Here is a 26,554-nt window from a genome sequence, read left to right as displayed (position 1 = left end):
GTCAGTTCTCCGCGCGGCCGAGGCGCCAGTAGCCCATGAACGCGACCGCGCGGCGGTCGACGCCGCGTTCGGCGACGAGGTGGCGGCGCAGGGACTTGATGGCGCCGGCCTCCCCTGCCAGCCACGCGTACAGGCGTGCGCTCTTCAGCGCCGCGCCGCCCTTCGCCGTGCGTGGCACCTCCCACAGGATGTCGGTGTCGATGTCGATCTCCTCGACGTCCGCGCCGGCACCGGCGGGCACCAGGCGCGCCGCGGCATCCGTCACCGACTCCACCAGGTGCGCGTGACGCTCCCGGTCGCCGCGGGCGCCGAGGCGGTACTCGAACCCGGGATGCCGCGGGAAGTACGCGGCGTCGTCGGCGTGCGGCAGTTCGACGGCGACCACTCCGCGGGCGTCTCGGGGAAGCTGCTCGAGGATCGCGGCGATCGCGGGCGCGGCCGTCTCGTCGCCGGCGAGCAGGATCGAGTCGACGCGTGCGGGGGGCACGAAGTCGATGCCGAAGCTCACGCCGCTGTGCGCGGCGGTCGGCGCGAAGATGAGCACCTCGTCGCCGACCCGGGCCCGGTCGATCCAGTCCGAGGCGGGGCCGATGACGTCGTGGGAGACCATGTCGACATCGACTTCGCTGAGGTGGTTGCGGACGTAGCGCGTGGTGTACGTCCGGAACGGCAGGCGCTGGTCCTCGGGAAGTTCGCGCCACCGGGTGTACCAGTCGTCGCCGGTCGGCATCGCGTCGAGGCCGAGTGTGCGCGTGGGGAACACGATCTTGATGCGCTGGTCGAGACCCGGGTCGCCGTAGTCGCCGAGGTCGTCGCCGCCGAACGTGAAGCGGCGGAAGCTCGGCGTCACGTCGGCGATGGCCGTCACCCGCGCACGGAAGAAGCGGTAGGGCACGTCGGCGTCGGTCATCTTCAGGCTCCTGTCGGCAGGGGGGAGGCGGGCTCAGGGAGCGAGGTCGCCGCGGCGGGCACCGGCGACACGTGGTGCCGGCCCCGCGGAAGGACGATCGGCGAGCCCGACACGGGATCGGGCACCACCAGGGCGTCGAGGTCGAAGACCTCGCGGATGAGCTCGCCGGTCATCACATCGCCGGGCGCGCCGCTGGCGACGACGCGGCCCGCGCGCAGCGCGAAGAGGTGGTCGGCGTAGCGCGCGGCGAGGTTCATGTCGTGCAGCACCATCACGATCGTGGTGCCGCGGTCTCGGTTGAGGTCCGTCAGGAGGTCGAGCACGTCGACCTGGTGCGCGACGTCGAGGAAGGTCGTCGGCTCGTCGAGCAGCAGGATGTCGGTCTCCTGCGCGAGCGCCATCGCGATCCAGGCGCGCTGACGCTGCCCGCCGGAGAGCTCGTCGACCGAGCGATCGGCGAGCTCCTCGATGCCCGTCGAGGCGAGCGCCCGCGCCACGACCTCGTAGTCGTGGGAGCTCCAGCGCGCCAGCAGCTTCTGGTGCGGGTGGCGTCCGCGGCCGACCAGGTCGGCGACGGCGATGCCTTCGGGGGCGGTCGGGCTCTGCGGGAGGAGTCCGAGGGTGCGGGCGATCTCCTTCGTCGCGCGGCCGTGCAGGACCTTGCCATCGAGGATCACCTGGCCTTCGCGGGGCGAGATGAGACGCGCGAGCGCGCGGAGGAGCGTCGACTTGCCGCATCCGTTCGCTCCCACGATCGCGGTGATGCGGCCGGGCGGGATCACGAGGTCGAGGTTTTCGACGATCGTACGATCGCCGTACGACAGTGTCAGAGCCTCCGCGGACAGGCTGTGGGATTCGGTCATAGCGAGCCTCCGGAGCGGTTCGTCCTGATGAGGAGGTAGATGAGGAAGGGAGCGCCCAGCACGCCGGTGACGACCCCGACCGGGTAGCGGCTGTCGAACGCGAACTGTCCCAGGAGGTCCGACAGCTGCACCAGGAGCGCGCCGACGAGAGCCGAGGGGAGCAGCAGGGAGCCGCCGGGCCCGACGATGCGCGCCGCGATGGGGCCGGCCATGAACGCGACGAACGCGATCGGCCCGGTCGCGGCGGTCGCGAAGGCGAGCAGCGCCACGGCCGCGATGATGCCGATCAGCCGGGTGCTCTGCAGACGGATGCCGAGGCTCGCGGCCGCGTCATCGCCGAGGCGCAGCACGTTCAGGTCGCGCCCCTTCGCCAGCAGCGCCGGCACGAGCACGACGCTCGCGAGCGCCAGCGGGAGGACGGTGGACCAGCTCGCGCCGTTCAGGCTGCCGGTGAGCCACCGCATCGCGGCCTGCAGGTCGTACGCCGGCGCCTTCGAGAGCACATACGTGACCGCCGCGTCGAGCATGGCGGCGACGCCGATGCCGATGAGGATCAGCCGCGTGCCGGCGAAGCCGCCCTTGTTCGAAAGGAGGTAGATGGCGAGCGCCGTCGCCAGGCCGCCCGCCACGGCGAGGACGGAGACCGCGGTCTCGCTCAGCGACAGGATGACGATGCCGAACACCGCAGCCGCGCTCGCGCCCGCGGTGATGCCGATGATGTCGGGCGACGCGAGCGGGTTGCGCAGCATCGTCTGGAAGGTCACGCCCGCGATACCGAACGCGATGCCGGCGAGTATCGCCAGCACCGCCCGGGGGAGGCGCAGCTCGCCGACCGTGAACGAAGCGCCGGGCACCGTGTCGCCGAGGAGGACGCGGACGACCTCGTCGAGGCCGTAGAACGTCTGCCCGATCATGAGGGACGCGACGAAGACCAGCGCCACGCCGACGGCGAGCGCCACGGTCACGATGGCGCGCCGGCGGCTGCGGCGGCGCCGGCCGGTGACGACGGTCTGCGCGGTGGGACGGAGGAAAGTGGCGGAGCTCACAGTTCCCGCACCTTCTGCCTGCGGACGATCCAGATGAAGAACGGGGCGCCGATGAGCGCGGTGAGGATGCCGACCTCGATCTCGTCCGGGCGCGCGATGACGCGGCCGACGATGTCCGCGGCGACGAGCAGCACGGCTCCCGCGACCGCCGAGAACGGGAGCAGCCACCGGTGGTCGGTGCCGACCAGCAGGCGGCACAGGTGCGGGATGATCAGGCCCACGAAGGCGATGGGGCCCGCGATCGCCACCGCCGCACCGCACAGGATCACGGCGCCCGCGGAGGCGATCAGCCGCGTGCGGAGCACGTGCTCGCCGAGGCCGGTCGCGACGTCGTCGCCGAGCGCCAGCGTATTCATGCCGGGCGCGCACACGAGAGTGATCACCCCGCCGATCGCGAGCACCGGGAGGATCGTCCCGATGCGATCCCAGGTCGCGCCGCCGACCCCGCCGATCTGCCAGAAGCGGAAGGTCTCGAGGAGGTCCACACGGGGGAGGAGAACCGCGCTCACGAGAGACATGAACGCCGCCGACGTCGCCGCGCCGGCGAGCGCCAGTTTCAGCGGCGTGGCCCCGCCGCGGCCGAGTGAGCCGACCGTGTAGACGAAGACCGCGGCGCCGCCGGCGCCGACGATCGAGGCCGCGATGAAGGCGTAGGGATCCGACATGCCGAAGAAGGCGATGCCGATGACCACGGCGAGCGCGGCCCCGCCCGATATCCCGAGGATGCCCGGGTCGGCGAGCGGGTTGCGGGTCACCGCCTGCATCGCGGCGCCCGACATCGCCAGTGCCGCGCCCACGAGGATCGCGAGCACGGTCCGGGGCACCCGCGCGACCACGGCGGCCTGCGCGACGCCGGAGGTGTCGCCGCCGAGCCCCGCGAGGATGTCGCCGAGCGCGACGTCGCGCACGCCGAAGGCGACGCTCGCGACGCACAGCATCGCGAGCACCGCGAACGACACCGCGAGCCAGGCCAGTCGCACCGCTGCCGGACGCCGCAGGGTTGCGGCATCCGGCAGCGGCGTGCGTGTCTCGGTGACAGTCACCCGATCGAACCCCCGGCCTTCGTCAGTCGGCGGTCAGGGCGTCGTCGAGCAGCGCGAAGTACTGGTCCACGCCCCAGCCGATCGACAGCGGCGACGGGTTGGCGGACGCCGCCAGCGGAGTTCCCTCCTCCAGGATGGCGATGCGACCCTCGGCGATCGCAGGGATCTGCGACAGCAGCGGGTCGGCCTGCAGCTGAGGGATGATCGAGCCGGTCGCGTCGCCGTAGGTGACGAACACGTCGACGTCGGCGAAGCGGTCGGCCTCCTCGGCGCTGACCGAGGTGTAGAACTCGACGCCGTCCGACTCCTCCTCGACGACGGCGGGCACCGGGAAGCCGAGACCCTCGAGGAAACCGGGGCGAGTGTCCAGGCTCGTGTAGAAGCCGACCTGGCTGAAGTCCGACGGGTCGATGTAGGAGAAGAGCACGCGCGCGTCGGCGAGCTCGGGGTAATCGGCGAGGGCGGCGTCCACCTCGCGGTGCAGCTCCTCGATCAGGGCGTCCCCCTCCTCCGCGAGGCCGAGCGCCTGCGAGTTGAGGCGGATCATGTCCTCGTAGGAGGTGCCCCAGGCGACCTCCGGGTACGCGACGACCGGGGCGATCTTCGACAGCGTGTCGTACTCCTCCTGCGTGAGGCCGGAGTACGCGGCGAGGATGACGTCCGGCTGCGTATCGGCGACGGCTTCGAAGTCGATGCCGTCGGTCTCGTCGAAGAGCACGGGCGTCTCGGCGTCGAGTTCCTCGAGCTTGTCCTCGACCCACGGCAGCACGCCGTCGCCGTCGTCGTCGCCCCACGCGACCTCGGCCATGCCGACCGGGACGACGCCCAGCGCGAGCGGCACCTCCTGGTTCGACCACGCCACGGTCGCGACGCGCTCCGGCTTGGACTCGATGACCGTCTCGCCGAAGGCATGCTCGATCGTGACCGGGAAGCCGGCGCCTGACGAGGCTGCGGTGTCGGTGTTGTCGGCGGCCGCGCTCGCGCATCCGGCGAGGGCGATCGCGGCGACGGCGAGCGTCGCGGTGGCGGCGGCGGAACGGTTGAGGCGCACGGAATCCTCCGGAAGGATTTAGGTAAGGATGCCCTCAGCAGGGCTGGGTAAGGCCAACCTTACCTAGCCGCTTCCCAGATCGCGAATCCGCCGTGTCACAGTCCCGCGAACGCGAAACCCCGATCGTCCAGCGGGGGCTTTCGCCACGATGCGCGCGCGAGTCGGAGCGCGGCCACGAGGAGCGCTGCGGCGACCGCCGCGGTGAACACGGTCGTTCCGGTCACCAGGAGCAGGACCACGGCCGCCGTTCCTGCCGCGGTCGCGAGGCCGATGCGTCCGGCGGACCGGCTGCGCGCCGGCGAGGGCGCCGCCTCGATCCGGGCGAGCGGCCACGCGACGAGAACCGTCGCCGCCAGCGCTACTCCCAGCCACGCCGGGCGAGTGATCCACCACCACGTGCTGTCGATGACGGGGAGCGGCACGCCGGTGCCCATCGCGCCGGCGGCTGTCAAGCCGGCGAGACAGAGGAGCACCGGCATATGCCACAGGTAGACGGTCATCGCGCGAGGCGTGACTGCCGCGACGGCCAGTGCCGGTGCGCGGCGCGCCGAGAGCCGCTCCAGCGGGCCGCGGAGGAGGGAGAACAGCGCCGCGTGCGCGACGCCGACCAGCAGCAGGGCCGTCGTCGGCGGATTGATGTTCGCGACGAGGTCCGCCGAATGGACTCCCGCGACGAACGATGTCCCGAGTGCCGTGATCGCCCCCGCAGCGCACAGGATGCGAGTGCGTCGCGAGAGCGCGTCGATCCTTCCGTCGGCCAGGAAGAACCCCAGCTGCTGCAGCGCCAGCCAGACGAAAGCGAGGTTCACGAACCCGAACGCCTCGATGTCCGTGCTGATCCGGATCACGTCGACCACGACCGCGGCTCCCGCGAGGGCCGCGATCGTGCGCGTGGGCGCGCGTTCATGCAGGCGGAGCAGTGTCGGCAGCAGCGCCTGACAGACGAGGAAGACCCCGAGGAACCACAGCGGCTGAGCGAAGCGGAAGCCCGCGAGTGCGACGAGGTCGGCAGGGACTCCCGCGGAGGCGAGCAGTCCGAGCAGCGCTCCCGCGGTGCCGATCGTGGCCAGCGCAGGACGCAGCAGGCGATGGATCCGGCCCGCCACGAAGTCGGCGCCGCCCTGGCCGCGGAGTCGTGCTCGGCGGAAGGCGGTGGCGCCGGAGAACCCGCCGATCACGAAGAACAGCGGCATGACCTGCAGGAGCCAGCTGAGCGGGATGATCCACGCGGTGCCCTCGCTCGCGTTGACGAAGGACGGACTGCCCTCGGTCACGGCGACGCCGACCATCATCGCGTGGAGCACGACGACACCCGTGATGCAGCCGACGCGGACGAGATCGACGGCGCGGTCTCTGACCGGCGCGCCGATCCGGGAGGGTGGCGCCGGGACGACGGTGCGGGCGATGGTCATGAGGCCTCCTCGGGGTGCATCCCGGGAAGGCTATGGAGCCGGTCGGCGCGTCCGCATCGCTCCGTGGTGTCGTTGCGGCGTCACCCCGCGGAGGGATCAGGGGGCGGGTTCGACGAGCCCTGCGTCGTAGGCGAAGATGACCGCCTGGACGCGGTCGCGGGCCCCGAGCTTCGCGAGCACCTTGCCGACGTGCGTCTTCACCGTCTGCTCCGAGATGAACAGCTCCGCCGCGATCTCGGCGTTCGAGCGCCCGCGGCCGATCAGCGCGAGCACCTCGCGCTCGCGCTCGGTGAGGTTGCGCAGCGCCGCGGCGGCGCGTCCGGCGCGGGGTCGTCGAGCTGCGAAATGCTCGATCATGCGTCGTGTCACGCTCGGTGCGAGCAGTGCGTCACCCGCGGCGACCACGCGCACGGCGTGGACGAGGTCCTCGGGGAGTGCATCCTTCAAGAGGAAGCCGCTCGCCCCGGCTTCGAGGGCGTCGTACACGTAGTCGTCGATGTCGAACGTCGTGAGCATCAGGATCCGCGGCACGTGGGCGGCGGGGTAGCCCGGACCGAGGATGCGCCGCGTCGCGGCGATGCCGTCGAGGTCCGGCATCCGCACGTCCATCAGCACGACGTCGGGGTCGAGGCGGGCCGACAGCCTCACCGCCTCGTCGCCGTCCGCCGCCTGGCCGAGGACGCGGATGTCGTCCTGCGCGGCGAGGAGGGCGGCGAAGCCCGCCCGCACCATGGCCTGATCGTCCGCGATGAGAACACTGATGGTCACGCTGGACCTCCGGGAATCGGGTCGGGTGGGAGTGGGGCGAGGGGCAGCGCGGCGCGCACCGTCCATCCGCCATCGGCGTCCGGCCCCGCGCTCACCGTGCCGCCGACGAGTGCGGCGCGCTCGCGCATCCCGAGGAGGCCGTGCCCTCGCGGCGCAGACGTGTCGGCGTGGGCGGCCTCGCCCGGAGGACCGTTGCGGACGAGGAGGCGCAGGGTCGCAGCATCCGTCTCCATGGCGAGCTCGATGCGCGCCTGCGGCGCGTGCCGCACCGCGTTGCTCAGCGCCTCCTGGGCGATGCGGAAGGCGGCGATGTCCACGGCGCTCGGCACGGCGTCGGGCACGGCGACGAGCGCAGCGTCGATCTCGGCGCCCGCGCGCCGCAGCGCCTGCACGAGATCCGGGAGGTCACGGATCCCCTGCTGGGGCGCCAGGTCAGCCTGCTGGTCGTCGGTGCGGAGCACTCCGAGCAGCCGTCGCATCTCGGTGAGGCCCTCGCGCGCCGTCTGCGCGATCTCCTCGAATTCGTGCGCCGCCTCGTCGGAGAGTCCGGATACGCGGTAGCGCGCGGTCGAGGCCTGCACCTGAATGAGCGACATGCCGTGCGCGACGACGTCGTGCAACTCGCGCGCGATGCGGGTGCGCTCCTCGACGAGGACGCGACGCGACTGCTCGAGGGCGGAGAGTTCGCGCTCGCGCGTGAGCTCGGCCCCGACGCGCAGACGGCTGGCCGCGAGGACCGCCACCAGCAGGCAGGCCCCAGACACCGACGTGACGATGACGAGATTCACGATCCCCGCGACCACGGGCATGGTGGCGGCCAGCGCGATCACGACCGCCAGGGTCCCGCCGACGCCGAGGAGCCAGGCCAGGAGGGCGATGTGCCAGCCGTGCACGATCGCGAGCGTGCCGACGAACAGGATGAAGGAGAGCATCGCCGGCACCGACCACGGCCACGGCCAGGTCGCCGCGGCCGGGCCACCCGGCAGCGGCAGCAGGACCGCCGCCACGGTGGCCAGGACGATGGACCAGCGAGGGAACCGCGCGGCCACGAGCGGGGCCGCGCACAGCATCGCTCCGAAGAGGAACGCCAACGGTGCCGGCTGGCCGTAGAGCGTGATCTGCACCGGCACGAGCACGGAGAAGAGCGCGACCGCCGCCAGTGCGAGGGCGCCGAACGCGATCGCGTGCGGGGTCGGGCGTCGACGCGTCCGGGATTCAGCGGTCACGGGGGAGGTGGTGGCACGCACGATGTCATCCTGTCAGTCGACGATCGCCGGAACCCGGCGTGCGCGCGCGGCGACCAGCCTGTCCACGAGCAGCCCGATGCCCACCGCGAGCACGATCCCCAGGCCCGCGCTGAGCAGCGGGCTGTCTTTCAGCCAAGCGCCCGCAAGCAGGCCGATCGCGATGCTGTAGCCGGCCCAGCACAAGCCGGCCGCGACGCTGAGCAGCGCGAACCGCCGCCACGGGTACCCGACGGCGCCGGCGGAGAGATTGACGGCCACCCGGCCCACGGGGATGAATCGCGCGCCGAGGATGAGGCCGGCGCCACGCCGATCGAGCGCGGCACGCGCCCACGTGAGCGCCCGGGCGACACGAGGCCGCCGCCTCCAGGCGAGCCGGGTGGTGCCTGTCCGCCTTCCGATCGCGAACGCGATGTTGTCGCCGATCGCGGCGCCGGCGGCGGCCGCGAGACCCAGCGCGATGAGATCTGGACGGCCGGTGGATGCTGCGACCGCCGCCGCCGCGACCAGCACCGTCTCGCTCGGCACCGGCGGAAAGAACCCGTCGATCAGCGCCACGGCGAACATCGCGAGATACAGCCATGGCGAGGCCACGGCCTGCAGAACGAGGTCGGAGATGAGATCCACCCCGGAACGGTATGCGCGGACTGCGGGCTGCAGCATCCCTCTGCGGTATCGGGTGGGTCCCTCTGCGGAGGTATTCCGTCGAACCACGAGGAGGGGCGCCCCGTATACTGGGAGGCTGGCCGTTCGGCCACCTCCCCATCTCCATCGACGGATCGGACTTCCGCTGTGCTCGCCGTGCACGACCTCGAGATCCGCGTGGGCGCCCGCGTGCTCATGTCGGACGTCTCCTTCCGCGTCTCGGACGGCGACAAGATCGGCCTCGTCGGCCGCAACGGCGCCGGCAAGACGACGCTGACCAAGGTGCTCGCGGGCGACCTCATCCCCGCGGACGGCAAGGTCGAGCGCTCCGGCGAGCTCGGCTATCTGCCGCAGGACCCGCGCTCGGGCGACCCCGAGATGCTGGCGCGCACGCGCATCCTCGACGCCCGCGGACTCGGCACGCTCGCGATCGGGATGCACGAGGCATCTCTTGCGATGGGTGACGGTGACGAGGCCGTGGCCGCGAAGGCGATGCGCAAGTACGCCAACCTCACGGAGCGCTTCGAGGCGCTCGGCGGCTACGCGGCCGAGGCCGAGGCGGCATCCATCGCCCACAACCTCTCCCTGCCGGATCGCATCCTCGACCAGCCGCTCAAGACCCTGTCGGGCGGTCAGCGCCGCCGCATCGAGCTCGCGCGCATCCTCTTCTCGGACGCCCAGACGATGATCCTCGATGAGCCCACCAACCACCTCGACGCTGACAGCGTCGTGTGGCTGCGCGAGTTCCTCAAGGGCTACAAGGGCGGGCTCATCGTCATCTCGCACGACGTAGAGCTCGTCGGCGAGACCGTGAACCGGGTCTTCTACCTCGATGCGAACCGCCAGGTCATCGACGTCTACAACATGAACTGGAAGAACTACCTGCGCCAGCGGGTGGCCGACGAGGAGCGCCGCAAGAAGGAGCGCGCCAACGTCGAGAAGAAGGCCACCGTGCTGCAGCAGCAGGCAGCCCGGTTCGGCGCCAAGGCGTCGAAGGCCGCCGCGGCGCACCAGATGGTGGCGCGCGCCGAGAAGATGCTCGCGGGCCTCGACGAGGTGCGCCAGGAGGAGCGCGTCGCCAAGCTGCGCTTCCCGAAGCCCGCCCCGTGCGGCAAGACGCCGCTCATGGCCTCGGGGCTGTCGAAGTCCTACGGCTCGCTCGAGATCTTCACCGACGTCGACCTCGCGATCGACCGCGGGTCGAAGGTCGTCATCCTGGGGCTCAACGGCGCCGGCAAGACCACACTGCTGCGCATCCTCGCGGGCGTCGACCAGCCCGACACGGGGCAGCTCGAACCCGGGCACGGCCTCAAGATCGGCTACTACGCGCAGGAGCACGAGAACCTCGACGTGTCGCGATCGGTGCTCGAGAACATGATGTCGGCCGCGCCCGACATCACCGCGACCGATGCCCGCAAGGTGCTCGGCTCGTTCCTCTTCACCGGCGACGATGTGCTGAAGCCGGCCGGGGTGCTCTCCGGCGGCGAGAAGACGCGCCTGTCGCTCGCGACGCTCGTCGTGTCGTCGGCGAACATGCTCCTGCTCGACGAGCCTACGAACAACCTCGACCCCGCCTCTCGCGAGGAGATCCTCGGCGCGCTCGCGCATTACGAGGGCGCGGTCGTGCTCGTCTCCCACGACGAGGGCGCCGTCGAGGCGCTCAACCCCGAGCGCGTGCTCATCCTGCCTGACGGCGTCGAAGACATCTGGGGCCGCGACTACGCGGACTTGGTCACGCTTGCGTGACCAAGAAGCACGGTGGTTGAGTAGCCGACGCGCCAGCGGCGGCATATCGAAACCCGTCTCGCTCGCGTAAGGGGGCGCCGACGGCGGGTCAGCGGCCGGCGGCGTCGAGAAGCGCGTCCTCGTCCTCCGCGTCGCGGTCGCGGCGACGGCGCGAAGCGGGCGGCGCGGCGGTGGCAGCATCCGTTCCGCCGTCCTCCGACTCGGCGTCCTCCGCGTCCTCGCGACGATGGCGGCGTTCGGTGCGGATGACGTAGCCGATGAAGACGAAGCCCATCACGGCGAACAGGATCCACTGGATCGCGTAGGAGAGGTGGGGTCCGGGGTCGTCCGACGGCGGCTCGAGGGCGGTCGGCGCGGTCGCCGGCGCCGGGTCCTCCGACATCATGACCCCGTATGCGCTCTGCTCGAGCGCTTCGCTCGAGGCGGGCGAAAGCGCGTCGGCGATGAGCCCCAGGTTGATCGTCGGGACCTGTCCTTCGGGAGCCGAGCGGCCCGACGACGGCAGGGCCTCGCCCGGTCGCAGCCGTACGACCACCGTCGCCTCGCCGGACGGCGGCGCGGGGATCGCGTCCGGGACGGGCTGGTCCTGTCCCGGGGCCACCCAGCCGCGGTCGACGAGCAGCACGCGTCCGTCGTGGAGGCGGAAGGGCACGAGCACCTCGAAGGCCGAGGTGCCGCCGTGCGGCCGGTTGCGCACGAGGAGTTGTTCGGCGGCCAGGTACGTTCCGGTGAGGACCACCGGGAGCCATTCGTCCTGCGGCGAGAGCTCGCCGTCCGCGGGAACGAGGTCGGACAGCGGCACCGGCGGGGCGTCGTAGTTCTCGGCGACGAGCGCGAGCTGCGCCGAGCGCTCCTGATTGCGCGTGAACTGCCAGTTCGACAGGAAGGCGCACGCGATCGCGAAGAGCACGGCGAGGGCGATGTAGATCGCCCAGCGGCCGGCGCGGGGGAGATTCTGCATGCTGACGGCGCGAGGGCTCATCGCGCGGCCTCCGTCGAGGCGAGCGGTTCGACCGACACCGGGAAGTCGCGTGCCGCCAGGAACTCGCGCAGGTAGCCCACGTGCTCATCGCACGCGACCCAGGTCTTGCGGCGATCCTCCGAGTGGATGCGGGGGTTGCGCCAATCGATGCGCCAGCGCGCCGTGGCACGGCACCCTGCGCGCGAGCAGACCGCGTCGGCGACCTGGTCGGGTCCGGCGTCGCTCATGCGGTGGGGTCCGCCTCGTCGTCGGCGCGCGGCCGCTTCTCATCGGGCCGCGCCTCGTCGCCGGTGATCGCCCGCGTCTCCTCGACGCGGATCACCTGCGTGTCGGTCGGGGCTGCGGTCGAGGGCGCGGCGGGGAGCGCGGGCTCCGGGTCCTCGCGCCGATTGCGTCGTGCCTCCTGGCCCACGTTCGCGGAGACGACCGCGATGTAGGGGAGGAAGATCGCCGCCGCGCCGAAGACCCATGTGTACCAGCCGTACGGCGTGATGACCACCATGAGGATGAAGCACGCGACGCGGATGCCCATCGTGATCAGGTACCGGGTCGAACGCGCGTCGACGTCGTCGCGCGGGGAACGCGGCAGGGATGTCGCCGACGGGGCGTGGCTCGAACTCTTCACGGTACTTCCAGGGTACGCCGGTTGCACCGCGGCATCGCCCCGGGGACGTGTCCCGGGGCGATGCGTTTCAGGAGCCGTAACTGCTGTATGAGCCGTAGTCCTGGTAGATCGATGCGAAGAACGCGAAGAAGAGGATCGCCGCGATGATCCCGAGGATCGTGAGGCCCAGACCGACCCAGCCGACGATCGTGCCGGCGAGCGCCATCCCGCGCCCCTGCTCGCCGCTCGTCTTGAGCTGATTGAGCGACATGTGGCCCGTGATCACGCCCACGATCGAGCCGATGAACGGGAGGATCACGAAGCTCGAGATCGATGCGATGAGGGACACGATCGCGAGGGTGTTCGTCTTCGCCGGTGCGCCGTAGCCGTAGCCGGGAGCAGCGCCGTACGCCGGGGCTGAGCCGTAGGCGGGGGCGCTGCCGTACGCGGGCGCGGCGGGCGCGCCGTAGGCCGGCGGGGGATAGGCGCCCTGGGCGGGCGGCGGGTACGCGCCAGGAGCCGGCTGGGCGGGCTGATCCGCCGCCGGAGCGGGCGGAACCGGCGGGTATGCCCCGGGTTCCGATGCGGGGTTCTGCGGGGTGTTGTCGCTCACGGGCGGCCTTTCTTCGATGTCTGGGACCAGCGTCCCAGCGGCGCCGCCGGGGTGTCAAACAGGCGGGCCGATCGGGGCCGCGCCGATAGGCTGGTGCGGATCCGCCACAACCCCGGGAGTGTCACCATGTCCACCGATCGCGTCGTCCTCGTCACCGGCGGAAACCGCGGCATCGGCCGCGCCATCGCGGAGCGCTTCGTCGCCGAGGGCTACAGGGTCGCCGTCACCGCACGCTCCGGCGAGGGTCCCGAGGGAACTCTCACCGTGCGGGCGGACGTGACGGATGCTGCAGCCGTAGACGCCGCGTTCACCGAGGTCGAGAACGCTCTGGGCCCGGTCGAGATCGTGGTCGCGAACGCCGGCATCACGAAGGACACCCTCCTGCTGCGCATGACCGAGGACGACTTCGACAGCGTCGTGTCGACCAACCTCGGCGGCGCGTTCCGTGTCGTCAAGCGCGCCTCGAAGGGCATGCTGCGCGCCCGCTGGGGCCGCGTCGTGCTGATCTCGAGCGTGGTCGGGCTGTACGGCTCGGCGGGCCAGATCAACTACGCCGCTTCCAAGAGCGCGCTCGTCGGCTTCGCCCGATCGCTCACCCGCGAGCTGGGCGCCCGCGGCATCACCGCGAACGTCGTCGCGCCCGGCTTCATCGAGACGGACATGACCGCAGAACTCGCGGATGAGACGCAGGCCGAGTACAAGAAGAACATCCCCGCCGGGCGCTTCGCGTCCCCGGACGAGGTGGCGGGCGTCGTGACGTGGATCGCCTCGGACGACGCCGCCTACATCTCCGGAGCCGTGATCCCCGTCGACGGCGGCCTCGGCATGGGGCACTGACCCGCAGCACTCATCGAGCTTCGACGGCCGCAGTGCCCGGCGACGGGCTCAGCGACCGGGGTTGCGTGCGCTGAGCCCGTCGACGTTCAGCCGATCGCCTGGAGGATCGCCTCGGCGACCGCGCCGGGTCGCGAGAACTGCGGCCAGTGGCCGGTGGGGTCTCCGGGTGAACCGAGCTCGACGATGTCGAGGTGCTCGAGCGCGGCGAGCTCTGCCGCCCACGGCGGCGCCGCCGCGATGATCTCGCGGACCTGCGCCGCCGGCACCGTTCCGGTGATCATCGTCGCCGGCACGGTGCGCCGCCTTTCGTCCGTGAGACGGATCGGATCGGTCGGCACCTTCTCGGGTACCGACTTCGCCCGGGCGGCGGCGTCGGCTCTGGTCTGCGGATCGAGGTCGGCGACATCGGACTCGTCGAAGAAGTCCCAGCCGGGGAAGGGGATCACGCCGTCGAGGACGGGGAACTCGGAGATCGAACCGCCGTCTCCGGGTGGGAACGTGTCGAGGAACACGACATGCGCGACCCTGTCGGGTCGGGCGTCGACGGCGCCGTAGACGACGTTGCCGCCACCGGAGTGCCCGACGAGGACGACGGGCCCGTCGAGGCGGTCGATCTGGGCGACGGTCGCCGCCACCCAGTCCGCGATGCCGATGCCGGCGGACTCGGTGGCGGGGACGCCGACTCCGGGCATCGTGAGAGCGTGGGTGCGATGCCCGGCGGCTTCGAGAGCGGGGTCGATGTCGCCCCACGACGACGCGTCGAGCCACAGCCCGGGAACGAGGATGATGTGCATGCTCCGACGCTACCGACGGCGCCCGACATCGGAACAGACTGCGACAGGGGCAGGCCGACGGTCTACGGCAGCAGCGGGATGACCTCGGCGAGGTCGATCGGGCCGACGACCACGTCGGCGCGCTCGCGCACCGCGGGCTTCGCGTTGAACGCGACGCCGAGCCCGGCGACCGCCATCATCTCGAGGTCATTCGCGCCGTCGCCGATTGCGAGCGTGCGGCTGAGCGGCACATCGCGCTCGTCGGCCCATTCGCGGAGGGCGGCGGCCTTGCCCGCGGCATCCACGATCCCGCCGTCGACGGTGCCGCTCAGGGCGCCGTCGCTCGTCGCGAGACGGTTGGCGCGCCACACGTCGACGCCGAGCTCTGGGGCGACGGTGTCGAGGATCTCGTGGAACCCGCCCGACACGACGCCGACGGCGCCGCCGCGCTCGTGCACGGCCGCGACGAGTTCTCGCACACCCGGCGTCGGCTCGATGCGCGCGAGCACGCGCGCGAACGCCGTCACAGGCACGCCTTCGAGAGCTTCGACACGCGAGCGCAGGCTGGTCGCGAAGTCGACCTCGCCGCGCATCGCGGCCTCCGTCGCCGCGGCGACCTCCGCGCCGCGTCCCGCCTCGTCGGCGATCAGCTCGATGACCTCGTTGCGGATGAGCGTGGAGTCGGCGTCGAGCACGACGAGGAAGCGGGCGGGGGCGACAGGCATGCTCCCACGCTAGCGGGACCCGGATGCCGCTCCCGCCGTGTGTCAGCGCTCGACGCGGAACCCCTTGCCGACGACGGTGATGCCGGTGTCGGTGATCGTGAAGCCGCGCGCGAGGTCCTTGTCACGGTCGACGCCGACCGTGGCGCCGTCCTCGAGGACGACGTTCTTGTCGAGGATCGCGCGGTGCACGCGCGCGCCAGCGCCGACCTGCACGTGGTCGAACAGCACCGAGTCGGTGATCGTCGATCCGCCGCCGGCCAGCGTCCAGGGGCCCACCACGCTGCGCTCGAGATGCGTGCCGGAGAGCACCGAGCCGAGCGACACGATCGAGTCGATCGCGTTGCCGATGCGGCCGACCGAATCGCGCACGAACTTCGCGGGCGGGGAGTTGACCGCCTGCGAGTGGATCGGCCAGTCCATGTTGTACAGGTTGAACACCGGCAGCGTCGAGATCAGGTCGCGGTGCGCGTCGAAGAACGAGTCGATGGTTCCCACGTCGCGCCAGTAGTAACGGTCGCGGTCGGTCGAACCCGGCACGTCGTTGCGGTTCATGTCGTAGACGCCGGCCTCGCCGCGATCCACGAAGTAGGGGACGATGTCGCCGCCCATGTCGTGGTTGGACGTCGGCAGCTCGCCGTCGGACTCGACGGCCTCGATGAGCGCGTCGGTGTCGAAGATGTAGTTGCCCATGGAGGCGAGCACCTGGTCGGGCGCATCGGCCAGACCGATCGCGTTCTGCGGCTTCTCCAGGAACTCGCGGATGCGCATCGGGTCGTCGGGGTCGACGTCGATCACGCCGAACTGGTTCGCCAGGGAGATCGGCTGACGGATGCCGGCGACCGTGGCCCGCGCGCCCGATTCGATGTGGGCGGCGAGCATCTGCCGGAAGTCCATCCGGTAGACGTGGTCTGCGCCGATCACGACGACGATGTCGGGCTGCTCGTCGTTGATGAGGTTGAGGCTCTGCAGGATCGCGTCCGCCGATCCGGAGAACCACCGCTTGCCGAGGCGCTGCTGCGCGGGAACCGACGCGACATAGGAGTCCAGCAGAGCCGACATGCGCCAGGTCTGCGAGATGTGGCGGTCGAGGCTGTGGGACTTGTACTGCGTCAGCACCACGATCTGCCTGAGGCCCGAGTTGATCAGGTTCGAAATCGCGAAGTCGATGAGTCGGTACTGCCCGCCGAACGGGACGGCGGGCTTGGCGCGATCCGCGGTCAACGGCATCAGCCGCTTCCCTTCGCCGCCGGCGAGGATGATTCCGAAGACCTTGGGGGCTGCTGGCATGGCACCCACCCTAGGGCCGGTGGGAGATTCCGGGTACCCGTTACACGCGGGCGTCCGCGTGTATTAGGTTTCGTGCCATGCGCGTCGACATCGTGACCAAGGAGTACCCGCCCGAGATCTATGGTGGCGCCGGCGTCCATGTGACGGAGCTCGTCAAGGCGCTCCGCGCGAGCATCGACGTCCGGGTGCGGGCGTTCGGCGCTCAGCGCGACGAGGAGGGCACCACCTCCTACAGCGTGCCCGCCGAGCTCTCCTCCGCCAACGCCGCGGTGCAGACGCTCGGCACGGATCTCGAGATCGTGACGGATGTCGCCGGCGCCGACGTCGTGCACAGCCACACCTGGTACGCGAACTTCGCGGGACACCTCGCCTCGCTGCTGCACGGGATCCCGCATATCGTGACGGCACACAGTCTCGAGCCCCTGCGCCCGTGGAAGGCCGAGCAGCTCGGCGGCGGGTACGCGGTCTCGAGCTGGATCGAGAAGTCGGCGTACGAGAGCGCCGCCGCCATCGTCGCGGTGAGCAACGGCATGCGCGAGGACATCCTCCGCAGCTACCCGTCGCTCGACCCTGAGCGCGTGCGGGTGATCTACAACGGGATCGACGTCGAGGCGTGGCATCCGGTCGAGGATCTCGCGCTGCTGGCGGAGCTCGGGATCGACCCGGCGAAGCCGTCGGTGGTCTTCGTCGGACGCATCACGCGGCAGAAGGGGCTGCCGTACTTCCTCCGCGCCGCCGAGCGCCTCCCTGCCGATGTGCAGGTGATCCTCGCCGCCGGCGCGCCCGACACACCGCAGATCATGGCGGAGGTCGAAGGGCTCGTCCGCGGGCTGCAGGCGACCCGCGAGGGCGTGGTGTGGCTGGATCGGATGCTGTCACGCCACGAGCTGTGCACGATCCTCAGCGCGGCGACGACCTTCGTCTGCCCATCGGTCTACGAGCCGCTCGGCATCGTGAACCTCGAGGCCATGGCCTGCGGCGCCGCCGTCGTCGGCACGGCGACCGGCGGCATCCCCGAGGTCGTCGTGGACGGCGTCACCGGGCGCCTCGTGCCGATCGATCAGGTGCAGGACGGCACGGGAACCCCGACCGATCCCGAGCAGTACGTGGCGGATCTCGCGCGCGTGCTCACCGAGGTCGTGAGCGATCCGGAGCGCGCGAGAGAGTACGGCGCGGCCGGGCGGAGGCGCGCGACCGAGGACTTCAGCTGGCAGCGCATCGGCGATCAGACGGCCGAGCTGTACGCGGAGGTGGCCGGCGGCGGCCGATAGGCTGTCAGCATGCCCCAGGTGCTCGAGTTCTCCGACGTCGTCGTCCGCCGAAACACCCGGAACATCGTCGACCACCTGGACTGGACCATCAACGACGACGAGCGCTGGGTGGTCCTCGGACCCAACGGCGCCGGCAAGACCACCGTGCTCCAGATGGCCGACACGCTGCTGCACCCCACGTCGGGCGTCGTGACCATCCTCGGGGAGCGCCTCGGACGCACGGACGTCTTCGACCTGCGGCCCCGGATCGGGTTCGCCTCCTCGGCGATGGCGCGTCGCGTGCCGCCGGAGGAGACCGTCCTCAACGTCGTCCTGACCGCGGCGTACTCGGTGCTCGGCCGCTGGCGCGAGGACTATGAGGACATCGACGAGCGCCGCGCACTGCGCGTGCTGGCGGAGTGGAAGCTCGACCACCTCGCCGACCGCACGTTCGGCACCCTCAGCGACGGCGAGCAGAAGCGCGTCCAGATCGCCCGTGCCGTGATGACCGACCCCGAGCTGCTGCTCCTCGACGAGCCGACCGCCAGTCTCGACCTCGGCGCCCGCGAAGAGCTCCTCATCCTGCTGGGCGGCTACGCCCAGGCGCCCACGACACCGGCGATGATCATGGTCACGCACCACGTCGAAGAGATCCCCATCGGATTCACCCACGTGCTGCTGCTTCGCGACGGCCAGGCGGTGGCGGCAGGTCCCATCCGCGAGACCCTGACCGCCGAGGCCCTGACCGACACGTTCGGCGTTCCGATCCGCCTCAACGAAGAGGGCGGTCGATACGCCGCCCGCGCCGAGCACTGAGTCTCGAAGCGGCCGGTTCGGCGTCCGCGCCGGAGACTGGTAGAATCTCTCTTTGGTGCATTCGCACCCCAGACTTTGACCGCCCTGGCAAAATCCAGGGCACCATCCTCAAAGGACCATCATGAAGACTGACCTCCACCCGGACTACCAGGCCGTCGTGTTCCGTGACCTCGGCTCGGGCGAGACCTTCCTCACCCGCTCGACGGTGACCAGCGACAAGACGATCGAGCTCGACGGCGTCGAGTACCCCGTCATCGACGTCGAGATCTCGTCGGCCTCGCACCCGTTCTACACGGGCAAGCAGCGCATCATGGACTCGGCCGGTCGTGTCGAGAAGTTCAACCAGCGCTTCAAGAACTTCGGCGGCTCCAAGTAAGCAGCTCCGCCCCGAAGACCCCGCCCACGGCGGGGTCTTCGCGTTTCCGGGGCCGCATCAGCGGATCGGCCAGCGCCCGTCGAGCCGGTCGTCGGGGTCGAGCCGCCCAATGCGGATGAAGTACTCGGTGAGGCTCTCGGCTTGCGCCCGGGCCCAGCCGATCTGGCGGGTGTGCAGTTCGTGCACGGTCGCGGGCAGCCACGGCGCGAAGCGCTCGGCGAGCGCCTGGGCGACGCGGCCCGCCGCCACCGCGTCGGCCGACGCCTCGTGCGCGGCGTCCAGCCGCACGGCGTGGTGGGCAGCGACCACCTCGAGCGTGCGCTTGCCCTTGCGCCACCGGTCGTACGCCTTGTCGACCACGAGAGGGTCGATGACCGGCGAAGGGTCCTCGATCGGCGTGACGCCGTGCCGCAGCGACTCGTATTTCAGCAGCGAGAAGTCGAACGGCGCGTTGTACGCGACGACCGGGATGCCTGCGTCCAGCAGCGCGCTCACCGCCGCGACCACTTCGCCCACGACCTCGCCGGCGGGCCGGCCATTCGCGCGCGCGTGCTCGGTGGAGATGCCGTGGATCGCACTCGCACCCTCGGGGATCTCGACGCCGGGGTCGGCGAGCCAGTCGCGCGCACGGATGACGCGGCCCGAGGCGTCGAGTAGACCCACGTGGGCCGTCACGATGCGATCGGCGGTGACGTCGACGCCCGTGGTCTCGAGGTCGAACACGCCCACGATGCGAACCCAGTCCGGCACATCCCACAGCGGCAGCTGTGCGGGTTGCGGGCGGCTCATGCCGTTCACGGTATGCGTCGCCTCCGACATCCGACCGCAGGCGCTCCGCGCACAGCCGGGCCCGGGGGAGTCCTCGTAGACTCGACGGGTGACCGCGCCGAACCCGTACGCCCCGCTCCTCGACGAGATCCCCGTCGAGCGGCGCCAGGTCGCTGTGCTGGGTGGCACGACGGCGTACTGGATCTACGGCCCCGCAGGCGCCGAGACGACCATCGTCGCGGTGCACGGCTTCCGCGGCGAGCACCACGGGCTCGAGCCCGTCGTCGCGCACCTGCCGGGCGTGCGGGTGATCTCGCCGGACCTTCCCGGCTTCGGCGAGACGCCTCCCGTTCCCGGGCGCATCCACGACCTCGACCTGTACGCGGACTGGCTGCGGGCGTTCGCCGCGGCCGTCGCACCCGGAGCCGTGATCCTCGGGCATTCGTTCGGCTCGATCGTCGTCTCGGCCGCCGTCGCCGGTGGCCTCGAGACGCCGCGGGTGATCCTCGTGAACCCGATCGGCGCTCCGGCGCTCGAAGGTCCACGGGGCATCCTCACGCGTCTCGCGGTCTTCTACTACTGGGCCGGCGCGAAGCTCCCGAAGGGCCTGGGAGAGGCGCTGCTGCGCAATGGCCTCATCGTGCGGGTGATGAGCGTCTCGATGGCGAAGACCAAGGACTCCGGCATCCGTCGATTCGTGCACGATCAGCACGACACCTACTTCTCGCGCTTCGCGGACCGCGACGTGCTGCACGACGCGTTCGTCGCGTCGGTGTCGCACGATGTGCGCGCGTTCGCTCCGCGCATCGCGCAGCCGACGCTGCTGGTGGCCGCCGTCAGGGACGACATCACGCCGATCGAGGCCGAGCGGGAGCTCGCGACGATGTTCCCGCACGCTGATCTCGTCGAGATCCCCGACGTCGGCCACCTCATCCACTACGAGACGCCGGCGGCCGCCGCCGACGCGATCACGCGGTTTCTCGCGCCTTCCGACGCCGATACGCGTTGACGTTCATGCGGTTGCCGCAGTTGCCGGTGTCGCAGTAGCGCTTGGAGCCGTTCTTCGAGAAGTCGACGTACACCCCGTCGCAGTCGTCGGCCGCGCAGACGCGCACCCTGCCGTACTCGTCGGCGCGGATGACGTCCACGAACGCCAGCGCCGCCTCGACCAGGATGCGCGTCGCCAGCGGCGCGTCGTCGCTCGTGGCGTGGATGTGCCAGTCGAAGTCGTCGTGGATCACGAGGCGGGGGAGCGCCTGCCCGTCTCGGAGCATCTCGTTCACCAGCGGGACGGCGCCCTCCCGGTCGACCTCCCACAGGTGACGCAGCCGCGGGCGGACGGCGCGGATGGCTGCCAGCTCGGTTTCGTCGCGGCGGATCGTGCCCGTATAGGGGTTGACCCTGAGGTAGTCCTCGAAGTCCTCGAGCGTCACCAGGGTGTCCTCGCCGTCGAAGCCGGGCATCGTGTTGACGAGGTACGACGCGGCGCGCAGATTCTGCTCCGTGTCATGAATGAAAATCACGTTGACTCCTGACATGCCGTTCCGCTACTGTCACCAGTGTAAACAGTCTTCACTCCTGACAGTCGGATTCCGCCCATGACCGCCTCGAGCACGTCCCTGCCCGTCATCGCTCCCGGCGCGGCCTTCGGCAGGAGCGCGCGAATGCGCACGAGCGGGCTTGTGATGGGCGTGGCGTCGGCGCTGGCGTTCTCGTCGAGCGGACCGTTCATCAAGCCACTCCTCGAGGCAGGATGGTCGCTCGGTGCCGCCCTGCTCGTGCGCATGGGGGTCGCGGGCCTGGTGCTCTCGCCGGCGCTGTTCCTGGCGATGAAGCGGCAGCGGGGCTTCCTGAAGCGGCACTGGCGGCTCATCGTCGGCTTCGGCCTGATGCCGGTGCTCGGCTGCCAGCTCTTCTTCTTCTCGGCGATGCAGCGGATGCCGGTGGCTGTTGCCCTGCTGATCCAATACCTCGCGCCGGTCATGCTCGTGGCGGCGGTGTGGGCGCGCACGCGCAGAGCGCCGTCGGCGCTCGTGCTGTGGGGGTCCGCGGTCGCGATGGTCGGCCTGGTGCTGGTCGTCGACATCTCGGGCGCCTCGTTCGACCTGATCGGAACGCTGCTCGCGCTCGCCGCGGCCGTGTGCGTCTGCGCCTACTTCGTGATCTCGGAGCGGACAGGCGACGACCTGCCGCCGCTCGCGCTGGCCGCGAGCGGACTGCTGACGGGTGCGGTGGTCATGGGTGTGCTGTGCCTCGCGGGGTTCCTGCCGTTCCAGGCTCCGGCGGTCGACGTGGTTCTCGCCGGAGTGACGGTCCCGTGGTGGATGCCCCTCGGCTGGGTCGCCGCGATCGCGACGACGCTCGGCTACGCGCTGGGCGTGATGGCGGTGCCGCGCATCGGCTCGCGCGTGGCGTCGTTCGTCGGGCTGTCGGAGGTGCTCTTCGCGCTCATGTTCGCCTGGATCTTCCTCGCCGAGGTGCCCGCGCCCATCCAGTTCGCCGGCGGCGCGCTGATCCTGGTCGGCGTGGTGCTGGTGCGCGCGGACGCGTCGTCGACCGGAAACCCGAAAGGCCCGGCGGCTATGAGTCCCGCCGCGCCAGCTCCATGAGCGGCGTCACGCGGTGGGCGATGACTTCGCCCATGACCAGCGACGTCTCGGTGCGCTCCACGCCCTCGATGGCGAGGATGCGGGCGTCCGTGTCGAACAGGTGCTGGGTGTCGCGGCACGCGACCCGCACCAGCAGATCCACCTGACCCGACAGTCCGTGCGCCTGCACGACCTCGGGGACGCGGGCGAGCTCGACGGCGATGCGGGGCAGGTCGGCCTGCCGCACGATGACGCTGATGAAGGCCTCGATGGGGAACCCGAGGGAGGCGGACGAGATGGCTCGCTCGTACGACAGGAAGACCCCGCCCTTCTCCAGCCGCGACATGCGCGCCTGGACGGTGTTGCGCGAGAGACCGAGTCGTTCGGCGAGTGCGACGACGGTCGCGCGGGGGTCGGCGGAGAGCGCTGTCAGCAGCTCCAGGTCGACGTGATCGAGGGCACTCATAGTGCGAAACGTTAGCACGGTTCCTGTGTGTTTCATTTGTCAACATGCTCAAGAAGTCTTTGAATGCTTGAGCGAGGTGCGATACAGACGTACCGTTGGAGGAGTCGGCGAAGAGGCCGGCGCACGCCAAGCGGCCCCTCACAAGGGGGCCGGCGAAGAGGAGTGATGACGATGACGCACACCCTGACACCCACAGCGGATCTCGCGACCGACATCGAGGATGTCGCGCGACTGCTGACCCCCGACGGCGAGCGCATCGCCGACCCCGAGCTCGATCGCTGGGTGGCCGACGTCGACGCCGCGACACTGCGCGGCCTGTACCGCGACATGGTGCTCCTGCGGCGCATCGACACCGAGGGCGTCGCCCTGCAGCGGCAGGGCCAGCTCGGCCTGTGGCCGCCGTGCCAGGGGCAGGAAGCGACCCAGATCGGCACCGCCCGAGCCCTCCGCGCCGACGACTTCGCCTTCCCGAGCTACCGCGAGACCGGCGTGGTCTACGCCCGAGGTGGCAAGCCCGCGGACTTCGTCCTGGCGTGGCGCGGCGAGGAGCACTCGACCTACAACCCCTACGACATCAACACCGCGACGCAGCAGATCATCATCGGCGCACAGGCGCTGCACGCGGTCGGTTACGCGATGGGCGTGCAGCGCGACGGCACAGACCAGGTGTCGGTCGCCTACTTCGGCGACGGCGCGTCCAGCCAGGGCGACGTCAACGAGGCGATGGTCTTCGCCTCCTCCTTCCGCGCTCCCGTGGTGTTCGTATGCACCAACAACCAGTGGGCGATCTCCGAGCCCGTCACGGTGCAGGCGAAGTTCCCGATCGCCGGCCGGGCGCCGGGCTTCGGCATTCCCAGCATGCGCGTCGACGGCAACGACGTGCTGGCGTGCTTCGCCGCGATGCGCTGGGCGCTCGACAACGCGCGCCGCGGCAACGGCCCCGCGTTCATCGAGGCGGTCACGTACCGCATGGGGCCGCACACCACGTCCGACGACCCGACGCGCTACCGCGACAAGGAGGAGGTCGAGAAGTGGCGCCGGCGCGACCCGATCGCCCGCGTCGAGGCGCTGCTGCGGTCGCGCGGCGAGTTCGACGAGGCGTTCGTGGGGAGTGTCGAGGCCGACGCCGACGCCCTCGCGGCGTCGGTGCGCCAGGCGGCGATGACCGCCCGCACCCGCGACCCCCTCACCGTGCTGGACAACGTCTACGCCGAGGCCCACTCGGGCCTCGCCGAGCAGCGCGAGTGGTTCGGCGCGTACCTCGACGGGTTCGCCCCGGCCGCCGAGGGGGTGTGACGATGACGCAGCTGACGATGGCGAAGGCCATCAACGAAGGACTCCGCCGCGCGATGGCGGACGACGACAAGGTCCTCGTCATGGGCGAGGACATCGGCAAGCTCGGCGGCGTGTTCCGCATCACGGACGGCCTGCTCGACCAGTTCGGCGCTCAGCGCGTGATCGACACCCCGCTCGCCGAAGCGGGCATCATGGGCACCGCTGTCGGACTCGCGTTCCGCGGCTACCGTCCCGTCGTCGAGATCCAGTTCGACGGCTTCGTCTACCCCGCCTTCGACCAGATCGTGTGCCAGGTCGCGAAGCTGCACTACCGCACGCGCGGCAACGTGAAGATGCCGATCACGATCCGCATCCCGTGGGCAGGCGGCGTCGGCGCCGCCGAGCACCACTCGGAGTCGCCGGAGGCGTACTTCGTGCACACGTCGGGCCTGCGCGTGATCGCGGTGTCGAACCCGCAGGACGCCTACGTCATGCTGCGGCAGGCGATCGCGTCCGACGACCCGGTGGTCTACTTCGAGCCGAAGCGGCTCTACCACACCAAGGGCGAGGTCGACCTGGACGTCCAGCTCGCGGACGCCCCGCCGATGGGGCTTGCCCGCGTGGCTCGAGAGGGCAGCGACGTCACGCTCCTGACGTACGGCTCGCAGGTGCTGACGGCGCTGGACGCCGCCACCGCCGCCGAGGACGACGGCGTCTCGATCGAGGTCATCGACCTGCGCTCGATCTCGCCGGTCGACTACCGCACGGTGACCGCGTCTGTCCGCAAGACGGGGCGCGTCGTGGTCACCCATGAGGCCGCGCGCGAGGCGGGCGTCGGCGCCGAGCTCATCGCGAGCGTCACGGAGCGCTGCTTCAACTACCTCGAGGCGGCGCCGCAGCGCGTCACCGGGCACGACATCCCCTACCCGCCGGCGAAGCTCGAGAAGCACCACCTGCCCGACCTCGACCGGATCCTCGACGCCGTGGACCGCGTCATGGACCGGCCGAACAGCCTGAGCGGGGTGCTGGACTGATGGCGGTGCAGGACTTCACGCTCCCAGACCTCGGCGAAGGGCTTCCCGAGGCCGAGCTCGTGCAGTGGCTGGTCGCCGTCGGCGACACGGTCAGTCTCAACCAGACGATCGCCGAGGTCGAGACCGCGAAAGCGGTCGTCGAGCTGCCGTCGCCCTACGCCGGCACCATCACCGCGCTCCACGCAGAAGCGGGCGAGGTCGTGGCGGTCGGCTCGGTGCTGATCTCCTTCGACATCGGCGGCACGGATGCTGCGCCTTCGGCGCCCGCCGCGGAGGCCCGGACCTCCGCCCCGGAGGTCTCCCTGAGCGCGCCGGCCGAATCGGCCAAATCCGAGCCCAACCTCGTGGGCTACGGCGCCGCGCCGAAGGGGGCCGGGCGCCCGCAGCGCCGCGCCCGTGTCGCAGGTGCCGTGGCCGCAGCATCCGACACCGCCGTCCTCGAGGCGGCTCCGCACGATGCGATCCAGTTCGCGGATGTCGTGGAGCGTCCCGTGGAGCGCCCGCGTTCGACGCCGCCGGTGAGGCAGCTGGCGAAGCAGCTGGGTATCGACCTCGCGCTCGTCGAAGCGAGCGGGGCGTCGGGTGTCATCACGCGCGCCGACGTCGAGGCGTACGCGACGCGCGTGGGTGCGACGACGACCGCACCCGTTGCGCCGGAGCCGGTCGAGACGTTCGAGATGCCGACGCCGGCCGTGGCGGGGGAGCGCACGACGCGTACGCCGATCCGCGGGGTGCGTCGCATGACCGCCGACGCCATGGTGCGCAGCGCCTTCACCGCGCCGCACGTCACGACCTTCCTGACGGTCGACGTGACCGCCACGAGCGAGCTCATCGCCTCGCTCAAGGGCGACCGCGACCTGCAGGAGCACCGGATCGGGATCATGGCCGTCGCCGCGAAGGCCGTGTGCCTCGCGCTGGGGCGTCACCCCGGCCTCAACTCGAAGTGGGACGACGAGGCGGGCGAGATCGTCGAGCACCACTACGTGAACCTCGGCATCGCCGCGGCGACGGGGCGCGGTCTCGTGGTGCCGAACATCCGCGATGCCCAGGACCTCACCCTGGTCGAGCTGGCCGACGCCATCCGCGGGCTCGCGGAGACCGCGCGCGCGGGAAAGACGGCGCCGGCCGACATGATGGGCGGCACGTTCTCGATCACGAACGTGGGCGTGTTCGGCGTGGACGCCGGGACGCCGATCATCAATCCGGGGGAGGCCGGCATCCTCGCGCTCGGTGCGCTCCGGCGCCAGCCGTGGGAGCATCGCGGCGAGATCGCGCTGCGCGACGTCATGACGCTCGCGCTGTCATTCGACCACCGCCTGGTCGACGGCGAGCAGGGATCGAGGTTCCTCGTGGACGTCGCGGACATCCTCCGCGAGCCAGGGCGGGCGATGCTGCTGCGCTGAGAAGGCCGCTGGCCGGCCGGGGGATCGGC

At 70.9% G+C, this 26,554-nt stretch carries 29 protein-coding genes; 10 read left to right on the top strand and 19 right to left on the bottom strand.

The window, feature by feature from the left end:
* Nucleotide 1: 1 nt before the first annotated feature.
* The 9 genes from MRBLWH7_RS05125 to MRBLWH7_RS05085 all read right to left on the bottom strand — a co-directional run bounded on the left by MRBLWH7_RS05125 (nt 2) and on the right by MRBLWH7_RS05085 (nt 8,964).
* Entirely contained in the window at nt 2–910 is a 909-nt protein-coding gene (locus tag MRBLWH7_RS05125; protein WP_341999789.1) for a siderophore-interacting protein, read from the bottom strand.
* Between the two features lie 2 nt (nt 911–912).
* The gene (locus MRBLWH7_RS05120; protein WP_341999786.1) at nt 913–1,773 is read right to left on the bottom strand and encodes an ABC transporter ATP-binding protein; all 861 of its coding nucleotides are present in this window, start codon (nt 1,771–1,773) and stop codon (nt 913–915) included.
* Nucleotides 1,770–2,819: an iron chelate uptake ABC transporter family permease subunit gene (locus MRBLWH7_RS05115; protein WP_341999784.1), complete on the bottom strand. Its 1,050-nt coding sequence runs from the start codon at nt 2,817–2,819 to the stop codon at nt 1,770–1,772. Before MRBLWH7_RS05115 ends, MRBLWH7_RS05120 begins: the two co-directional genes overlap by 4 nt.
* A complete protein-coding gene (locus tag MRBLWH7_RS05110) occupies nt 2,816–3,862 on the bottom strand; it encodes an iron ABC transporter permease (protein ID WP_341999782.1) in 1,047 nt (348 codons plus the stop codon). Before MRBLWH7_RS05110 ends, MRBLWH7_RS05115 begins: the two co-directional genes overlap by 4 nt.
* Before the next feature lie 22 nt (nt 3,863–3,884).
* Nucleotides 3,885–4,913 carry an iron-siderophore ABC transporter substrate-binding protein gene (locus MRBLWH7_RS05105; protein ID WP_341999779.1) on the bottom strand — a complete coding sequence of 343 codons (1,029 nt, stop codon included), beginning with the start codon at nt 4,911–4,913 and terminating at the stop codon, nt 3,885–3,887.
* Between the two features lie 95 nt (nt 4,914–5,008).
* Nucleotides 5,009–6,325, bottom strand: coding sequence for an acyltransferase (locus tag MRBLWH7_RS05100; RefSeq protein WP_341999778.1), 1,317 nt, complete (start codon nt 6,323–6,325; stop codon nt 5,009–5,011).
* A 96-nt stretch (nt 6,326–6,421) separates the two neighbouring features.
* Nucleotides 6,422–7,093, bottom strand: coding sequence for a response regulator transcription factor (locus MRBLWH7_RS05095; protein WP_341999776.1), 672 nt, complete (start codon nt 7,091–7,093; stop codon nt 6,422–6,424).
* The gene (locus MRBLWH7_RS05090; protein WP_341999774.1) at nt 7,090–8,340 is read right to left on the bottom strand and encodes a sensor histidine kinase; all 1,251 of its coding nucleotides are present in this window, start codon (nt 8,338–8,340) and stop codon (nt 7,090–7,092) included. The genes MRBLWH7_RS05095 and MRBLWH7_RS05090 overlap by 4 nt, the downstream gene beginning before the upstream one ends.
* Before the next feature lie 12 nt (nt 8,341–8,352).
* Nucleotides 8,353–8,964: a DedA family protein gene (locus tag MRBLWH7_RS05085; protein ID WP_341999771.1), complete on the bottom strand. Its 612-nt coding sequence runs from the start codon at nt 8,962–8,964 to the stop codon at nt 8,353–8,355.
* Between the two features lie 165 nt (nt 8,965–9,129).
* Between MRBLWH7_RS05085 and MRBLWH7_RS05080 the strand changes: the two genes are divergently transcribed.
* Nucleotides 9,130–10,728 carry an ABC-F family ATP-binding cassette domain-containing protein gene (locus tag MRBLWH7_RS05080; protein WP_341999769.1) on the top strand — a complete coding sequence of 533 codons (1,599 nt, stop codon included), beginning with the start codon at nt 9,130–9,132 and terminating at the stop codon, nt 10,726–10,728.
* Between the two features lie 88 nt (nt 10,729–10,816).
* Here the strand turns inward: MRBLWH7_RS05080 and MRBLWH7_RS05075 are convergent, their stop codons facing one another.
* From MRBLWH7_RS05075 to MRBLWH7_RS05060, 4 genes are all read right to left on the bottom strand, one after another.
* Nucleotides 10,817–11,710, bottom strand: coding sequence for an SURF1 family protein (locus MRBLWH7_RS05075; protein ID WP_341999767.1), 894 nt, complete (start codon nt 11,708–11,710; stop codon nt 10,817–10,819).
* The gene (locus MRBLWH7_RS05070; protein WP_341999765.1) at nt 11,707–11,937 is read right to left on the bottom strand and encodes a hypothetical protein; all 231 of its coding nucleotides are present in this window, start codon (nt 11,935–11,937) and stop codon (nt 11,707–11,709) included. The genes MRBLWH7_RS05075 and MRBLWH7_RS05070 overlap by 4 nt, the downstream gene beginning before the upstream one ends.
* On the bottom strand, nt 11,934–12,335 hold the full coding sequence (locus tag MRBLWH7_RS05065) for a DUF3099 domain-containing protein (protein ID WP_341999762.1): 402 nt from the start codon (nt 12,333–12,335) through the stop codon (nt 11,934–11,936). The genes MRBLWH7_RS05070 and MRBLWH7_RS05065 overlap by 4 nt, the downstream gene beginning before the upstream one ends.
* Nucleotides 12,336–12,402: 67 nt before the next feature.
* Complete coding sequence (locus tag MRBLWH7_RS05060; protein WP_341999760.1) at nt 12,403–12,927, bottom strand: DUF4190 domain-containing protein; 525 nt, start codon at nt 12,925–12,927, stop codon at nt 12,403–12,405.
* A gap of 126 nt (nt 12,928–13,053) precedes the next feature.
* On the opposite strand from MRBLWH7_RS05060, the gene fabG reads away from it, so the two are divergent.
* Nucleotides 13,054–13,764: a 3-oxoacyl-ACP reductase FabG gene (fabG, locus tag MRBLWH7_RS05055; RefSeq protein WP_341999758.1), complete on the top strand. Its 711-nt coding sequence runs from the start codon at nt 13,054–13,056 to the stop codon at nt 13,762–13,764.
* 86 nt (nt 13,765–13,850) lie between these two features.
* On the opposite strand, the gene MRBLWH7_RS05050 is transcribed toward fabG, so the two are convergent.
* The 3 genes from MRBLWH7_RS05050 to MRBLWH7_RS05040 form a co-directional block, all read right to left on the bottom strand.
* A complete protein-coding gene (locus tag MRBLWH7_RS05050; protein WP_341999757.1) occupies nt 13,851–14,558 on the bottom strand; it encodes an alpha/beta hydrolase in 708 nt (235 codons plus the stop codon).
* Between the two features lie 62 nt (nt 14,559–14,620).
* Nucleotides 14,621–15,262 carry a phosphoserine phosphatase SerB gene (gene serB, locus MRBLWH7_RS05045; RefSeq protein ID WP_341999756.1) on the bottom strand — a complete coding sequence of 214 codons (642 nt, stop codon included), beginning with the start codon at nt 15,260–15,262 and terminating at the stop codon, nt 14,621–14,623.
* Nucleotides 15,263–15,304: 42 nt separating this feature from the next.
* Nucleotides 15,305–16,549 carry a glucose-1-phosphate adenylyltransferase gene (locus MRBLWH7_RS05040; protein ID WP_341999754.1) on the bottom strand — a complete coding sequence of 415 codons (1,245 nt, stop codon included), beginning with the start codon at nt 16,547–16,549 and terminating at the stop codon, nt 15,305–15,307.
* A gap of 77 nt (nt 16,550–16,626) precedes the next feature.
* On the opposite strand from MRBLWH7_RS05040, the gene glgA reads away from it, so the two are divergent.
* The 3 genes from glgA to MRBLWH7_RS05025 all read left to right on the top strand — a co-directional run bounded on the left by glgA (nt 16,627) and on the right by MRBLWH7_RS05025 (nt 18,991).
* Entirely contained in the window at nt 16,627–17,820 is a 1,194-nt protein-coding gene (gene glgA, locus MRBLWH7_RS05035; RefSeq protein WP_341999752.1) for a glycogen synthase, read from the top strand.
* 9 nt (nt 17,821–17,829) lie between these two features.
* Nucleotides 17,830–18,615: an ABC transporter ATP-binding protein gene (locus MRBLWH7_RS05030; RefSeq protein ID WP_341999750.1), complete on the top strand. Its 786-nt coding sequence runs from the start codon at nt 17,830–17,832 to the stop codon at nt 18,613–18,615.
* 121 nt (nt 18,616–18,736) lie between these two features.
* On the top strand, nt 18,737–18,991 hold the full coding sequence (locus MRBLWH7_RS05025; protein WP_045302322.1) for a type B 50S ribosomal protein L31: 255 nt from the start codon (nt 18,737–18,739) through the stop codon (nt 18,989–18,991).
* 57 nt (nt 18,992–19,048) lie between these two features.
* Here the strand turns inward: MRBLWH7_RS05025 and MRBLWH7_RS05020 are convergent, their stop codons facing one another.
* On the bottom strand, nt 19,049–19,780 hold the full coding sequence (locus MRBLWH7_RS05020) for an exonuclease domain-containing protein (RefSeq protein ID WP_341999747.1): 732 nt from the start codon (nt 19,778–19,780) through the stop codon (nt 19,049–19,051).
* A gap of 88 nt (nt 19,781–19,868) precedes the next feature.
* Between MRBLWH7_RS05020 and MRBLWH7_RS05015 the strand changes: the two genes are divergently transcribed.
* Complete coding sequence (locus MRBLWH7_RS05015) at nt 19,869–20,768, top strand: alpha/beta hydrolase (RefSeq protein WP_341999745.1); 900 nt, start codon at nt 19,869–19,871, stop codon at nt 20,766–20,768.
* Here MRBLWH7_RS05015 and MRBLWH7_RS05010 read toward each other — a convergent pair.
* Nucleotides 20,728–21,282 carry a CGNR zinc finger domain-containing protein gene (locus tag MRBLWH7_RS05010; RefSeq protein WP_341999744.1) on the bottom strand — a complete coding sequence of 185 codons (555 nt, stop codon included), beginning with the start codon at nt 21,280–21,282 and terminating at the stop codon, nt 20,728–20,730. The genes MRBLWH7_RS05015 and MRBLWH7_RS05010 overlap by 41 nt on opposite strands.
* A 75-nt stretch (nt 21,283–21,357) precedes the next feature.
* On the opposite strand from MRBLWH7_RS05010, the gene MRBLWH7_RS05005 reads away from it, so the two are divergent.
* The gene (locus MRBLWH7_RS05005) at nt 21,358–22,368 is read left to right on the top strand and encodes a DMT family transporter (RefSeq protein WP_341999742.1); all 1,011 of its coding nucleotides are present in this window, start codon (nt 21,358–21,360) and stop codon (nt 22,366–22,368) included.
* Here MRBLWH7_RS05005 and MRBLWH7_RS05000 read toward each other — a convergent pair.
* Nucleotides 22,340–22,813, bottom strand: coding sequence for an Lrp/AsnC family transcriptional regulator (locus MRBLWH7_RS05000; RefSeq protein WP_341999740.1), 474 nt, complete (start codon nt 22,811–22,813; stop codon nt 22,340–22,342). The two genes, MRBLWH7_RS05005 and MRBLWH7_RS05000, sit on opposite strands and share 29 nt — an antisense overlap.
* A gap of 165 nt (nt 22,814–22,978) precedes the next feature.
* On the opposite strand from MRBLWH7_RS05000, the gene pdhA reads away from it, so the two are divergent.
* The 3 genes from pdhA to MRBLWH7_RS04985 are packed head-to-tail and all read left to right on the top strand — an operon-like array spanning nt 22,979 to nt 26,525.
* Nucleotides 22,979–24,109 (top strand): pyruvate dehydrogenase (acetyl-transferring) E1 component subunit alpha, encoded by a 1,131-nt coding sequence (gene pdhA / locus MRBLWH7_RS04995; protein WP_341999738.1) that lies wholly within the window; start codon nt 22,979–22,981, stop codon nt 24,107–24,109.
* A gap of 2 nt (nt 24,110–24,111) precedes the next feature.
* The gene (locus tag MRBLWH7_RS04990) at nt 24,112–25,122 is read left to right on the top strand and encodes an alpha-ketoacid dehydrogenase subunit beta (RefSeq protein ID WP_341999736.1); all 1,011 of its coding nucleotides are present in this window, start codon (nt 24,112–24,114) and stop codon (nt 25,120–25,122) included.
* Nucleotides 25,122–26,525: a dihydrolipoamide acetyltransferase family protein gene (locus MRBLWH7_RS04985; protein ID WP_341999734.1), complete on the top strand. Its 1,404-nt coding sequence runs from the start codon at nt 25,122–25,124 to the stop codon at nt 26,523–26,525. The genes MRBLWH7_RS04990 and MRBLWH7_RS04985 overlap by 1 nt, the downstream gene beginning before the upstream one ends.
* The last annotated feature ends 29 nt before the right edge of the window (nt 26,526–26,554 follow it).

This window comes from Microbacterium sp. LWH7-1.2, assembly GCF_038397755.1.
Taxonomy (GTDB): domain Bacteria; phylum Actinomycetota; class Actinomycetes; order Actinomycetales; family Microbacteriaceae; genus Microbacterium.
Note: the sequence above shows the minus strand (reverse complement) of the source record. Positions and strands in the feature narration are given on the sequence as shown.